Source organism: Thalassomonas sp. RHCl1, from assembly GCF_947387555.1.
GTDB lineage: Bacteria > Pseudomonadota > Gammaproteobacteria > Enterobacterales > Alteromonadaceae > Thalassomonas.
In genome coordinates, this window is the sequence record NZ_CANDNZ010000003.1 from 503,782 (window position 1) to 518,590 (window position 14,809).

12 protein-coding genes are annotated in these 14,809 nt (G+C 40.1%); 9 read left to right on the forward strand and 3 right to left on the reverse strand.

Translation table 11 applies throughout. The annotated features are described in order from the left end of the window. Window positions 1-450: 450 nt before the first annotated feature. On the forward strand, window positions 451-2,934 hold the full coding sequence (locus QL234_RS12565; RefSeq protein ID WP_281558185.1) for a hypothetical protein: 2,484 nt from the start codon (window positions 451-453) through the stop codon (window positions 2,932-2,934). A 133-nt stretch (window positions 2,935-3,067) separates the two neighbouring features. On the opposite strand, the gene QL234_RS12570 is transcribed toward QL234_RS12565, so the two are convergent. Continuing rightward, window positions 3,068-3,874 carry a hypothetical protein gene (locus tag QL234_RS12570; RefSeq protein ID WP_281558186.1) on the reverse strand — a complete coding sequence of 269 codons (807 nt, stop codon included), beginning with the start codon at window positions 3,872-3,874 and terminating at the stop codon, window positions 3,068-3,070. Window positions 3,875-4,124: 250 nt separating this feature from the next. On the opposite strand from QL234_RS12570, the gene QL234_RS12575 reads away from it, so the two are divergent. Further along, window positions 4,125-5,042, forward strand: coding sequence for a DMT family transporter (locus QL234_RS12575; protein WP_281558187.1), 918 nt, complete (start codon window positions 4,125-4,127; stop codon window positions 5,040-5,042). Here QL234_RS12575 and QL234_RS12580 read toward each other — a convergent pair. Next, window positions 5,039-5,926 (reverse strand): LysR family transcriptional regulator, encoded by an 888-nt coding sequence (locus QL234_RS12580; protein ID WP_281558188.1) that lies wholly within the window; start codon window positions 5,924-5,926, stop codon window positions 5,039-5,041. The two genes, QL234_RS12575 and QL234_RS12580, sit on opposite strands and share 4 nt — an antisense overlap. 119 nt (window positions 5,927-6,045) lie before the next feature. Between QL234_RS12580 and QL234_RS12585 the strand changes: the two genes are divergently transcribed. The 6 genes from QL234_RS12585 to QL234_RS31900 all read left to right on the forward strand — a co-directional run bounded on the left by QL234_RS12585 (window position 6,046) and on the right by QL234_RS31900 (window position 12,987). Next, complete coding sequence (locus QL234_RS12585; protein WP_281558189.1) at window positions 6,046-6,516, forward strand: Dps family protein; 471 nt, start codon at window positions 6,046-6,048, stop codon at window positions 6,514-6,516. Between the two features lie 30 nt (window positions 6,517-6,546). Continuing rightward, entirely contained in the window at window positions 6,547-7,020 is a 474-nt protein-coding gene (locus QL234_RS12590; RefSeq protein WP_281558190.1) for a hypothetical protein, read from the forward strand. Further along, a complete protein-coding gene (locus tag QL234_RS12595; protein WP_281558191.1) occupies window positions 7,017-7,427 on the forward strand; it encodes a glutathione S-transferase family protein in 411 nt (136 codons plus the stop codon). The genes QL234_RS12590 and QL234_RS12595 overlap by 4 nt, the downstream gene beginning before the upstream one ends. Window positions 7,428-8,029: 602 nt before the next feature. Next, window positions 8,030-11,797 (forward strand): Ig-like domain-containing protein, encoded by a 3,768-nt coding sequence (locus QL234_RS12600; protein ID WP_281558192.1) that lies wholly within the window; start codon window positions 8,030-8,032, stop codon window positions 11,795-11,797. A 191-nt stretch (window positions 11,798-11,988) separates the two neighbouring features. Then, complete coding sequence (locus QL234_RS31895) at window positions 11,989-12,246, forward strand: hypothetical protein (protein ID WP_348650711.1); 258 nt, start codon at window positions 11,989-11,991, stop codon at window positions 12,244-12,246. A 108-nt stretch (window positions 12,247-12,354) separates the two neighbouring features. Beyond that, the gene (locus QL234_RS31900) at window positions 12,355-12,987 is read left to right on the forward strand and encodes a hypothetical protein (RefSeq protein WP_348650712.1); all 633 of its coding nucleotides are present in this window, start codon (window positions 12,355-12,357) and stop codon (window positions 12,985-12,987) included. Between the two features lie 224 nt (window positions 12,988-13,211). On the opposite strand, the gene QL234_RS12610 is transcribed toward QL234_RS31900, so the two are convergent. Then, window positions 13,212-13,883 carry a glutathione S-transferase gene (locus tag QL234_RS12610; RefSeq protein ID WP_281558193.1) on the reverse strand — a complete coding sequence of 224 codons (672 nt, stop codon included), beginning with the start codon at window positions 13,881-13,883 and terminating at the stop codon, window positions 13,212-13,214. A gap of 219 nt (window positions 13,884-14,102) precedes the next feature. Here QL234_RS12610 and QL234_RS12615 point away from each other — a divergent pair, with 219 nt between their 5' ends. After that, on the forward strand, window positions 14,103-14,534 hold the full coding sequence (locus QL234_RS12615) for a MarR family transcriptional regulator (protein WP_281558194.1): 432 nt from the start codon (window positions 14,103-14,105) through the stop codon (window positions 14,532-14,534). The last annotated feature ends 275 nt before the right edge of the window (window positions 14,535-14,809 follow it).

Consider the following 14,809-nt stretch of genomic DNA (forward strand, 5'->3'; position numbering starts at 1 on the left):
CTTGAGTATTATTTATACACTACGAAATATAGTCTCGAATGTCCATAGCTAAATTTTTGATAATCTTATATATAATTTGCATGATTAATACACCTTGCTGATTAAGTAACTTCAAAGCAGAGTCTTTATGATAACCAAGAAATAAGGGGCTAACAGCGTATGGGAAGCCTGATATAACACTAAAACAGAAACCAGGTAAGACATCTGTAAAAATCAGAGATGTTGCAATTCAAATCAGAAGGTTGGATTAAAAGCTTAAATATAAAATAGCTACCCACAAAAGAATATCGTAATTTTATCCAAGCTAAACAATAAATTACTCAATACATGAAATAACCGGGTTTAGCAGAGTAATCGCCGAGTTCGTCATTTTAGTCACCGTTACCATATCAGCTCCAACAAATATTCGTCGTTATCACCTTAACTGCCGCCAATATAAGGAAGAGCCATATGAGTGCTGAATTTATAAAATGCCTGGAAGAAGTTGAAAAACAATATAAAAACTTTGTTGTCGATCATATCAACAGACTCCCTATGTACCCGTCAAATGCAACCTTAGAAAGACTTTCTAAAACCAATGACCTCTACGGTAAATGTGAGGATTTTAAGCGCGAGCTGCTGCAAACACAGAAAAACCCGAAATCACCTAAGTCCCGTAGCTGGCAACAGTTAAAAGCAGACTATTCCGTTATCCAAACAGCGGTCAAAAAATGCGGCAGTTATGTGACATACCGAAAACTAAGAGATAGCTTTAAGGCCCTTAGAGGCTTTAATATGCTCGATGATCAAACGCAAATTTATAAAGTTAAAACCTCTAAGTTGGAAAAAACAAAGGATAGAGAACGGGATGTAAAGGCCTATGATTTACAGGCGGCTTCCAGTAAGCCTTTTAGCGAAGGTGTTTACCGGCGCTCACAAAAACAGCATGACTTCCATGGACAAGGATTAAATGCTTTTGGCGAGCGTACCCTGAGCTATTTCGACCAGGTTTATGCCTATAATGTTGGCGCCAATGCCAGCGCCATGGATGATGTTTTCAGATACCACACGGCAAATAAGAAACGACGGAAAAAACGCGCCGATAATAGCAGTATCCGTGGGGTGATCGATCGTCTTTTAAATCATAAACTGGCGACCTTGGAGAAGATAGTGAACGGCTTTCAGCCCAAAAACGACGAAAACCGCTTCTTCAAAATCGACAATAATCAGCTGAATGCGAATTATCCCTGCCTGATCATCCTTTTTGATGACATTCCCGGTAGTGGCAAAGACATTCCCGAAGGCTACCCTGAGTTTGCTACCCATTGGATCTTGGCTCATATCAATCTTCGCCTGCAAGCAGAACAAGCCTGGCCGATCATCACCAGAAGGCAGAGTTTTGGCTTTCTTACGCCCACCATTACCGATGTCCATTCAGGAGTCAGATTGTCGCTGGGTATTACGCCAAACCAGAAGTTTATCGACTGTGTGATCCAGGGCATTGTCGATGCAGATAAAGCCTTAGGCTCGCTCACTTTTAACGATTATAATCCTGCCTGTCCGCATCAGGCGCGCTTTTTGGATTTATCAGAGAAAGAAATAGAAATACACCCGGGGTTATATAAACACATGGTGTTAGATAAATTCAGGGGAGGACTTGCCTGTGCCTGTGGCCATAAAATCTTACGGGCCAAGATAGAGGAAAAAGCCAGCAGTAAAGGTCAGGTACTTTCGATAGAAGATATCAATAGATGCTTTGGTGTTAAAGCGAATAAAGATGAGTTTATGTTAGCTTATAATACCTACGCTACCGGCAATTTGGATGACGATGATGTAGGGCTACATGACAGTCCGCTCGACAACGACTTCACCCAGTTAGACGTGGAGCAGGAACCTAAGGCGCTGTTTGAACTGCTGATTAATATCTTTACCACGGCATTAAAAAAATACGCACCGGAGAAAAAACGTACTTATCCGGACTATAAAAACCTGTCGCAGGCGCTTAAACGTATGGCCGATGACATGGTCGTACAAACGGTACAGGAAAATCCCTTTTTCGATGTTGAAGATACCTCTGATGATGAGAGCGGCCAGCAAAATTTTTACAGCCCCTCAGGCATGAGCTCCCTCTTTGGCCCTATGGTAGCGCTAAAAGAAGCAATGGACTCTTTAGACTTAAATGAAGATCAGATGCCTATTCCCTATAGCTGCTTAAAATATTCCTACTTTGAAGCATCTATGTCCTGGAACCGCACCTTAGATAACGAGTACTTTAACCGTGCCGATTTATTATTCGATCACCTGGAAAACATGATGTATAAAGCCGCTTTGCAGAAAGAGACTGATCGTGATGATACCTATAAATATGTAAATGAGCACTATGGTCCCACGATTACCAGTCTGATCGATGAGCTTAAGAAAACCAGCACAGTTACTGAGCCGGATGATGATGAAGATAAGGAATTCTTAATCGGTGCCTTACCTAATGATTTACAGCCCTTTGTCGAGTGGTGTCGAAAACCTCTTATTCTGCATATAGATAATAATCCCTGCGTCAACACGACCGATGCGCCGATTATGACCAAGGCATCCAAGCTCACCGACAGCCAGTATTCAGAGCTTAAGATGATTATATTGGATATCACTTCCAGTACTTCGGATCAGGTGAAAGCCTTTGTTGATGATTTTCATCAGCAAGAGAATATTCCATTACTGGTTACTGCCGCCTCTTCGGTTAAACATGGCGAGCTGGGGCTGGACGGCTGGCAACTGGGGGAAAATAAAGTTTACCTGAGTAAAGCTTTGAAGCTGGATCAGGGCTCTTCAAACCTCTACAGCAAAGTAAAGACGAAGTTAAAGAGAATTACCCGCTCTACCGAGTCCGGTTACAGCCGCTTAAACCGTAGGCTGTTAAGAGAAGCAGTTAACGAAACACTATTGGCTTCATCAAACTAAACAGCATTAATATGGATTAGTTCAGACCAAACCTGAGAATCGGCTCAGTGCCATTAGCAGACATTGGCGGCTTATTAAACAATAGAAACGGGCTTGTTGACAGCCCGTCTCTATTTGCAACGGCTTCAATAATTTACTTAGCCATTTTCAATAGCTTAGGTTTGTCACCTGAAAAATCAATCCAAGGATTATCGTTCAAAGTTTCTGTACCTTCTACACTTGGCTCTTCATATCGCATGACGAAGTTTTTTGGTCCGTGAGCATAGGCAACGACTAAACCATAATCAGAGTCTAAGTAGCCGCCATGTGGTACCAGGCCGGGGTAACTAATACGCCAAGCTTTGCTATCCAAACCTACGTAACCTAAAGTCAATTTACCCACGACATTATCAGGTAAGACAAAAAACCAAGTCCAGGAACCACCAGAAACGATTGTCATTACTTCATCAATGCCAACACCGGCATTAGAGCTATTTACGTGGAGTTTGCCAAATTTTTTCTGTAAGTAGTATTTAATTTCTGTTGTCATTGCATTCATATCATACACCTTAGGGTAAGGTGCGACACCAACCTCCGAAGTTGACAGGTAACCGCCACGGTGTGCTTCAGGCTTGCGTCCGGCCTTCTCGATTTCATCCAATAACTGGCCTCTGTGAAGCGAGAACAAAGACAATAACTTCTCGCTTTCCTCTTGCGTTACTGCTCGCTTAGTAGACGCTTTAAGAATTGGTTTTGCTTCCTCTGGCAAGGGTAAAGTACTGACTCTCACACCTACTTTTAACAGATATTGGTTAACAGCTTCGACCCCGTTTATATCAGCTCTACCATCACTAAATGACAAGGTTAACTGACCTTTGCTTGAAGGTTGGCTTGCAAGCGCTGATGACACACTCACAGTTGAAAGTACGGCTATAAAAACCATGTTTAATAACTTGTTCATAATTTGCTCCTGTCAATGCATCACTATGATGCGATTCGGTTAACAGTGAGCAGTTTAGGAGCAGAGACATCAAAGAAAAACCCGATTTCAGTCAACTTACTGTTCACCGAAGGTAGACTATATCGTTCAATAAACTACATTTATTTACTATCACTCAACTTAATTATTAACCAAGAGTAAACAGTTTTGTTACTGAAGCTATGTTTATCTACTGATGCTGGATATTTAGAATTTCAGGTATTCGTTTTCTATGCCAGTTTTAGAGGTAGTTATGACAAATCTAACGTCTCATGGGTTAGCCATTTTAATGACTCTTTTCATTGCCGGGTCTTTTTTATCTGCGGCTGAATTATCAGGTGTCATTCATCCTGTTGCTTTAACACTGCTAAGATTTATTGGTGCCGTAATAGCATTTTCCCCGGTAATACTAATGATTCCAAAACACAGGTCCGCGATTAAAAAAGTATTACCTAAAAGCTTAATTATCAGCCTTTTTTACTCGGTATTTTTTCTGTGTATGTTCAAATCTTTGGAAACAACAACGGCACTAAACACTACCGCCCTGTATACCCTGGTGCCATTTATTACTGCTGTCTTGTGCTTTGTTTTCTTCAGAGAAACCATCTCCGGGTATATGTTGAACGCCTATGCAATAGGAACAGTCGGAGCTATGTGGGTAATATTTAAAGGAGATATCAACACTATCTTTGCTCTATCGCTAAATAATGGCGACTTATACTTTTTAATGGGCTGTTTCTCGATGGCAGGATTCTCCATTGCTATGAAAACTTTGTATAAAGGCGAAAGTATGCCAGCCATGGTTTTCTGTACACTAATAGGCGGGGCTATTTGGATGACGCTGGTATTGATTTTTATCGGACAGCCACTAGAAATAGAGAAGGTCCGTGAAACAGATTATTTTCATATCCTTTACTTAGCCTTATTTGCTACTTTATTCTCCACGCTGATAATGCAAAAAGTCACTGTTCAACTTGGTCCAACGAAAGTAATGGCTTATGTATTCATGACGCCAGCGCTAGTCATGTTGCTGCAATTCGTTTTAAAAGGACAGTCAATTAATAGCCCGATATACCCCGGTATCATACTTTCTGTTATCGCGACATTTTATCTACAAAAAGTTAGCACAAACAAAGTTAAGTCGACTTAGCCAGGCAAGTGTTCAACTAAAAAATCGATTAAAGTTCTTATTTTTGGTGATTGCTCTTTATGAAATGGATAAATAGCATAAAGAGCATGTGTTTCAGCTTGCCAATCCTGAAGTAACTCAACGACATCACCATTAGCTAAAGCATCGTCGACAAACATCCTAGGCGTTAATGTCACACCTAATCCGGATATAATCGCTTGTTTTAAGCCCAAACCATTATTTACAGCATAAGAACCAGGGTTTAAATCAACAGATTGAGTTTCTTCGCCTTTTTTGAAAGTCCAATGTTTTGAAGATGAGAGAGTGTAAATTAAACAGTTATGCAAGGTGAGATCTTCAGGAACTTCCAGTTCAGGAGCATTTTTTAAATATTCCGGAGCGGCACATACCACCCTTTCAATATCTAATAACTTACGTGATTTTAAACTGGAATTTTTGAGTAGCCCTCCTCCCCTGATAGCGATATCAATCCCTTGTTCTACTAAGTCTATGTAACTATCACTCATGACGACTTCAATCGAAATTTCAGGATGCAATTTCATAAAGTCACAAATAATGGGGTTTATTTTTAAAACACCTAATGTCATTGGGATACTAATTTTGACTGAACCCCTTAGTACATTAGAGGATTCGATCATCGACAGATCAGCACTGGCTAAATTATCTAATATGACTTTAATCTGATCATAATAGACTTGGCCACTTTCAGTTATATGCAGCTTTCGTGTCGTTCGATTGATAAGAGCTGTTTTTAAAAAGTCTTCTAACTCATTAATATTTTTACTGATGGCGGCTTTAGATAAGTTTAAGTCCTCAGCAGCTGCTCTAAAACTGCCAAGTTCTATTACTCGCCTGAATACTTCTATAGCCCTTAATTTATCCATTGAACTTCTCAATTATCAACTCTCAGTAAACTATTCTATCACCAATGTGATGTTTATCTACTACAGGTCAGGTTTTATAGTGAATTCATCTTTTAAACCTTTCATTGGAGATCACAAAAATGAATATAGATATCGGAATAAACGCAGAAAAACGAGTGGAAATTGCACAATCACTCAAGCACTTGCTAGCAGACTCATACACGCTTTATTTGCAAACTCATAACTTCCACTGGAACGTAACGGGAGTGCACTTCAGGGAATTGCACTTAATGTTTGAGGAGCAATATAACGAGTTGGCAACTGCTGTTGATGAAATAGCTGAACGCATACGTTCTCTTGGTGAAGTAGCCCCCGGATCATACAAAGCATTTACCAGATTGAGTTCTATTGCAGAGGTTGAAGACATTCCAGGTGCGAGTGAGATGGTCAAGATTTTAACTTTGGGTCATAAGCAAATAGTTAAAACCTGCCGAATTGCTCTAAATCTTGCTCAAAGCGCGGAAGATGAATCATCTGCATCACTGGTATCTGATCGAATGCGTGAGCATGAAAAAACGGCCTGGATGCTTCGTTCAATGCTTTCTGATTAGCCACATTGATTTTATAAACGGGAGTAACTTATGGCTGTTTTAGATAAAGATATTTGGAAAATTAATAAAGAAGCAACTGAACTGGCATTTGAAGATAGATTTTCTTCTGAAGTCATTAGTGAGGAAAACAGGTATCATTTGTATATGTCGCTTGCATGCCCTTTCGCTCATCGCCCCTTGTTGGTTATTAAATACTTGGGTCTTGATGATGCCATTTCGGTATCCTCGGTTGCTCCAAAACGTTACGACAATGGCTGGCTATTCAACGAACAATTTCCTGACAAAGTAAATGGGAAAAGTCGTTTGATTGATCTGTATTTAGAGGCAAAGAATGATTACTCGGGAAGAGTATCTGTGCCTGTCCTGTGGGATAAGGCTCATAATACAATTGCCGAGAATGACTCTTCGTTAATCGCTGAAAACTTAGCTTGCAATTGGCTGGCACTGGCAAAGAACCCCGCAACCTTATTCCAACATCGCTTGAACATGAGATTAGAGAAATGAATATCTGGTTGCACCAACATATTAATCGTAATGTCTACCACGTGGGATTTGCCAAAAATCAAACGGACTATGATACAGCGAGTTCGGACTACTTTTCTGCCCTAGAGAACTTGGACAAAAAATTGGAAAGATCATTATATCTTTTTGGCGATAGAATAACTTTATCTGACTTCTTTCTATTGCCGACTCTGGTAAGAATGGAAGCTGTATATGAGGTTCACTTCAAAGCTAATTTAAAGCCATTAAAAGCGTTTAAGAACTTATATAGATACATGCTGAACCTGGTAAGCAATGAAAGCATTCGTGAGACCGTTGATATAGCTTATATGAAAGCACATTACTATATTTCTCATAGCCATATCAATCCTACAGGCATTATACCATCAGGCCCTGAAATTATATGGTAATTGAATGTCCGCTTGTCGCCACGGAACGAGAAAGTTGAACTTTCAAACCGCTAACAGCACAAAGGCGGACAGCCAAAATCTGATTCACCGGGGTTAGCAGATGCTCAGTTTTCAAGACGGCACTGCCCCCTCAAGATTCCGGCACAATAATACACCTTTAATAACAAAAACATAATCTTACGTTAATAATCAACGCTTTTTAACTATAGAAAAATAGCTATTTTATGAAAAAGTGGAAATTAAGGAAAACAATCACTTATCAATTTAGTAATATTAAAAAATTACTGTATAAGGGAGCGTAGCAAACTCGGACACCCAAAAACTTACCATCACGCCACGAAAGTTTTAGCTATCGTAATATTACAAAAAGTCAGCAAACTACTACCACAAATGAAATATCACCTTTTTATTAAGTAACATAAAAAATTGTTTCAGATCGGTCACTTTTGTCCGGATATTATCGACCACTACAATTGATGGTCTATTGTGCCCATGTTAGATTTCGCTACGAGGAAGAATTCTGGAAATATGGAAATTTCTTATTTTCCCCTGGTTCTAGAGATCTACCTTAAATAATACGGATCATTTATGAGGTAACAATTTTGAAACTTTTTAATTTAAAGCATGGATTTGCTTTTATCATTTTTTTATTTAGCCATCTGGCTTTTGCGGCTGCGCCAACAGGCAGCCCTTCTATTTCAGCTCCTGCCAGAGCCTTATCTGGCACTATATTTAATATTTCCTTTTCTACTGTACCTGGGGCCACCAGTTACAGGTTATATGAAAATGGGTCCCATCTAACCACTAGAACATCCAGTCCAATCGGTCGTCGTTTAACAGTACATGGCTCATATAACTACACCGTCAGGGCTTGTAATAGTTCCGGATGTGGCCCTGAAAGTAATAAAGTTTATGTGGGGATTGGCGCGAAACCTTCCACCCCTTCTATTTCTGCCCCCTCTCAATCTGAGTCAGGCCAGATATTTAATATCGGTTTTGGCGGAGTATCTGGCGCAACCAGTTACAAATTATTTGAAAATGGCTCCCACCTGACAACCAGATCTTCAGGCCCAATAAGTCGAAGATTATATGCGCTAGGCACATATCAATATAATCTACAAGCTTGTAACAGTTTTGGTTGTAGCTCTAACAGTAATACTGTGTCAGTAACCATTGGTTCCAAACCATCGGTACCTTCGATTTCAGCCCCCTCTCAGTCTGAGTCAGGCCAGATATTTAATATTAGTTTTGGTGCAGTATCAGGGGCTACCAGTTACAAATTATTTGAGAATGGTTCCCACCTGACAACCAAGTATTCAAGTCCAATAGCTCGAAGATTATATGCTGCAGGTACATATCGATATACAGTACAGGCTTGCAATAGTTTTGGCTGTAGTGGCAATAGTAATACTGCATCCACCACTATAGTGCTTCCTCCACCGCCAAATCGAGCCCCAAGTGCTGCTAATGTAAGCGTTACGGTAAATGAAGACAGCTCTGTTGGCGTCGGTTTATCTGGTAGTGATCCTGATGGTGACTCACTGTTTTATTCCATTACATCATCGCCTTCTAAAGGCCAGGTTTCAGGTAGTGGCTCTAACCGCATCTATACACCAGATGGTAACGCCACAGGAACGGACTCCTTCACTTACTCTGTAACTGATAGTGAATATTCAGCTTCTGCAACTGTTAGTGTCACAATTCACCCTATAAATGATGAGCCCGAAGGTAGCCTTCAGCCTATCAATGAAATGGACAATGGCATCATTTCGGGTCAATGCAAGGATATTGACTCTGATATTAATAAAGTACGTGTCTGGTTAGATGCCGATGGTAATGGTGCCATTGGCGGTGCAGGCGATAAGTCTTTAGGTGAGGCCATATGTGATCAAAGTGATGGTAGTAAATTTGTTTTCCATATACCTGAAGAATACAAAGGTAAAGCAACGAATAACTATCGTGTTATTGTGCTGGATTATAATAGCAATGGTCAGCCTGACGGCTATAAGGATCTGGGCTATCACCAAATAAGATACAATGCGCCACCTACTGTTGAAGTATTATCATCTGGTGAAGTCAGCCTTCCTGATTCACGCAATATTACTTTAACAGCACAAGCGCAAGATCATGATGAGGGCGATCTGGCAGGTATTGAACTCGTTAAGTTCTATATTGATGATGTTTACAAAGGTAATGCTACTCTCACTAACCCCCAAACAGGTGAGTACTCATTCAGCTGGACAGTCCCGAGTCTTGGTACCTATTCCGTTAAAGCAGTGGCTCAAGACAAAACTGTTCCTTCTAACAAAAAGGCCGGCTCTACCGTTAGTGGTGCTGTGTCGCTAACAGTAACAAAAAATACCACACCTCCCAGTGGCTTTGTGGAATCAGGTTTCTATCCTGGCACTAATGTCATCGCACAATTTGACGAAAACGATAAATTAGTGATTAACACAAGCGGCGATGTAGCGAATGTCGAAGCAGTATTAACTGGTAATAACCACACCCAAAATGCCAGGGAGGTAGGCGATAAATGGGAAGTTAACCTAAGAGACTTAGAATCAACTCCTGGACACTACAAAATCGATCTTGTTGCGATAGATAGTGAAGGTTCAAGGGTGCCAATTGCCAGCGATATTCATTTTAATGTGTGCACAGGAGAAGGCCGAAATGGAATACTTACACCAGAAGAGTTTGGGGCCAACGGTGATGGTATAATAGATGACACTAGTGCTTTTAAAGCCGCGTTATCCTGCTCATCTGGTAAAGTTCTAGGTCGAACTAGTAATATACCTTATACCGATATTGACTCTAAACTTTTATTGGCGAGCAAAAAAACCTACTGCATAAATAGCCCGATTCAACTTGAGAAAAAAGGCCTGTACATAAGAACTAAAGATGGTGATACATTAACCGCCCCCGAATGGGCAACCATCAAAGTGTGTGACTACTCTTCTGATAATATCGGCTCAATATTTGATGGCAACATTAACAATTCTCGTTTAGCTGTTGATGTTCAGTATTTAAATGCTGTAGGTTATTTTGCTGACAGTAGCAAAGATGCCTTTGAAGACTGGATTAAGTTACCTTTTAATGAAACGCATGCAGATAAACTCTGTAAAGAAGACGGTGAAAAAGTCTGTGAAGAAGTCTGTAGTAAAGACAACAGTTGCAAACAAAATTATTACCACTCATTGTTATATATAAAGAGTGCTGGCTTTGTCCGTGTATCAAATATTCATAGTAGTGGTTTTACTCACCCTATTAATGTTCATGGCATTAGAGGTTTTGATATCAAGAAAATCAAAAATGAAGGTTTCATGGACCAGCTACTTAATATAGGAGCGTTAGACGGAGAGCAGGATGCATTTACTAAAGTATTTGACCATGGCTATGCTTGCCGACATGGTTTTGATGAATTAAGAAAGTTACCAGAAGATAAAAAATTCTGTAATGCGAATAAAGGAGCTAGTAATGAAGAACCTGTAGGTGGAAATTGGACATCAGCTGTCAGGATAGACAGAGTTACAATAAGAGATGAAGGTTATTCATTTGTTAGAGATATCTCGGATATTTGGAGTCAAAACTCAGGTTCAGCGGTAGTTATTGGCAGTTCTAGTAAAGAGATTAACGTTAACGCTATTCGCTGTAACATTAATGAGCAATATGCCAGCGAACAACCTTTAGACTACAGTAAACCGAATCCGAATCCGAATGACGATCCTATTCCGAGTATCTATGACAACTGCGTGTATATTTCCAGCGGTTACGGTATTTCGGTAGAGAACGTAGTTGGACACACCTTTGCCGGTTCTATTGTTAAAGCCAGAGGAAGTAATAATAGTATTAACCAGGTTAAAGCCGATGATGTTCTTTCAGGCGTTGTAATTCAAGCCGTACGTTCAGGTTCAACAAATATAGAGCCAGCTTCAGCACAAATTAATGGGTTAACTGTAACAAATGTCCGTTTCGCAGGTATTGCTGCTGAAACCAATGAGGATGCGCGTTCAGACATCAATGGCATTAATATTTGTGATGCAAATATTACATTTTCAGATCTTTATTGGGAAGCGTTTGGGGCGAAATCTATTGGCTTATTTACCCGTGATAAGCTAGCTGGTGGATATAAAGTCAAAAATGTAACTGTAGGAAAAACTAACGAATGCGGAGGAATGCAAATAAATGCTGGAAAAGCTACTACAGATAACAAAGATGTAGTTGGGATTGAAATTAACGATACAGAAAATGTTGATGCATCCAACATTTCCTTTATAGGTTTAACTGGCAGTAAGCATAAAGAAATTATTGTCACAGATTCAACCAATGTTAAGATAAACGGAATTTGCCGAACCAGCGATGGATGTAACTAATTATTTTAATTAAATAAAAGAGATTATAACTCTGTTTCTTATATATAAATCCCTGCTAAGAAATTAGCAGGGATTTTTTGAAGGGCAGAGTTGGGCAGAGTTGGGCAGAGTTGGACACCCAAACTTTGGTAAATGTGAAAAGCTGAACTACCTTTGTGTCACAGTTATTTCTACTGGCAATGGTGTTCACTATGACTCAAGCACGATGTTCTCAAATTTCCCTTTCCGATACCTGTTATTACCATTTGGTTTCCCGCTGTATTCGCCGCGCTTTCCTGTGCGGTGACGATGAATACACCAACAAGAATTATGAGCACAGGCGGCAGTGGATGGTTGACCGTATCCGTTTTCTTACCTCGGTATTTGCGATTGAAGTGGCCGCTTATGCGGTGATGTCAAATCACTATCACTTAGTGGTATATGTTAATGAACAGGAAGCCAATAGCTGAAGCCATGAAGAAGTTTGTCGTCGCTGGTTACAACTCTATGCCAATAAACCTTTAGTCGAGCGCTGGTTATCCGGAGAAGCGAAAACAAGTACTGAGAAGGCTGCAGCATTGGAGATTATCGAAGAATGGCGCGGCAGACTCAGCGATATTTCCTGGTTGATGCGCAGTCTTAATGAGTATATTGCCCGTAAAGCAAATAAAGAAGATAACTGCCAGGGGCGCTTTTGGGAAGGCAGATTTAAATCTCAAGCCTTGCTGGATGAAAAAGCGCTACTCGCTTGTATGGCTTATGTCGATTTAAACCCCATTCGCGCTAAAATGGCAAGTACCGTACAAGAATCGGAATACACCTCAGCATACGAGCGGGCACATGATAAAGCAAGTAAGCAAGACAATCCATCAACGCTTCCGTTTAAAGTTAAGCCCTTACTCGGTTTTATTGGCAATGAACATCAAGAGCAACCCTACGGTATAGCTTTTTCACTTGTTGATTACTTCGAGCTGGTGGAAGCTACCGGTAGAGTCATTAGAGAAGATAAGCGGGGTTATATTGATGAAAATGCTTATCCGCTATTACAGCAACTAGGGTTTTCTGGTGATGACTGGATAGACTTAGCGCAGCACTTTGGCAAAAAATATCACCGGGCAGTGGGCTCTTTAGCGGAATTATCCCTTTATGCCCAACATATGGGGAAAAAATGGATTGCTGGACAGCGAGAGCAGGAAGCTATCTTTCACTAATCTTCAAGCTTTAACAGTAACGATGCCCGCTAATTGATAGTGAAGGTCTATCTTGTTCTAAATTCTTCGATTACCTCTTTTTTGAAAGACAAACATCCGTTCGTAAAATAAATATAATTCCCTTGTTACTTTGGCTGATATTCATGATATTGTCATCGGTATAATTCAATTTTTGGCTGTCCAACTTTCGCGTTTGGCTGTCCAACTTTCGCGACTCCCTCAATCTATTCGCTAAACGGTTTAAAGTCGCCATTTTCTTTCATGGCCCGTTTAAAGGCCGGGCGTTCACGCATTCTTTTTAAGAATGCCTGGGCATTGGGGTAACTGTCATCCATGCCAACTCTCACTGCGGCCACATCCATACAGTACCCCATCACGATATCAGCAGCGGTGAATTCGCTTCCTGAAAACCAAGTGCTTTTACCTAGCTCATTTTCAATATGAGTAAGCATGTTTTTTAGTCTTGGTTTTAAATAGGCTACTTCAACTTTGCCAACAACAAACTTCATGATTGGCTTTAGAAAGAATGGGACTTTATTAATCATACGTTTAAATATCAACGCATCTAACAACAAGGGCATAAAACTTCCTTGTGCTGCATGTAACCAATAAAGGTATCTCACTCTTTGCTCCGACCCCGGTTTCGGTCGAAGTTGACTGCCTCCGGATTTATCTATTATGTAATCCAAAATGGCGTTAGTTTCAGGTAAGACTAATTCACCATCTGTTATACATGGGGCTGTGCCAACAATGTGAAGACCCTTAAACTCTATAGGAGCAAGCGATGTTTCGGCATCCCTTTTGTAATACTGGACTTTATAATCCATCCCTAGTTCTTCTAACAACCAAAGTACTCTGATGGACTGCGAATTTTCCAAATGATGTACAACAATCATTTATACCTCCAGATATTTCTTGCGTTGAGGATATGAAATTTAATTTCAGGCGAATATATGATCCATGGAATATAATGTCAAGACACATAATTTAGACGTTAATATTCCAGATCTAATAAAACAGGGAGAGAATTGGCGCCAAAGGAGTTTGATTACCATAAGGACTATTATGGATTTCTGTTGGTGTGTATACTTGTCAGCGTTTTGTAGGAGAAAAATTTGGCTAAAAAAGAACTTATTATTAATTCAGATTTATCTGTTGAACAAAAAGTCTTTGGGTTATTGGCATGTATTGCTCAAGAGCAAAAAGCAGAAGTATCAAGGTTGTTAAAGCCTACAGATTTATCAATGGTGCAGTTAATGTTGCTACACTCTTTAGCGCATGCCCCTAAAAAAACATTAACAGTAAACCAGCTCAAACAAACAATGATTGATGAAAGCCCCAATGTATCCAGGGCACTCAATAAACTCTCTGATAAAGGCTATATAATTAAAAATAGATGTGAAAAAGACCAACGAACGGTCTTCATCACTATCACTGAAGAAGGCGGCAAAGCTCACAATGAAGGTGATAGCTATTTAATGAATATGTCATTAGATATAGATAAGCAAGAGTTGGAGCAGCTTTATCGAATTTTGCAAAAGATATAGTTTATTCAAGCACTCCCGATGCTGGTCTTGGCCACAAACCTTATCCGGCTGATACCAACAACATTACCGACCCTTCAACCGTCATCAGCACAAAGGCGGACAGCCAAAATCTGATTCCCCGGGGTTAACAGATGCTCAGTTTTCAAGACGGCACTGCCCCCTCAAGATTCCGGCGCATCAGCACATATTTATGCTATAAAACATATACTTAAGCTTAAATTTGGTTGTTTTCTCCTGTGGAAAAATCGCAATTTTATGAAAAAGTGGAAATTAAG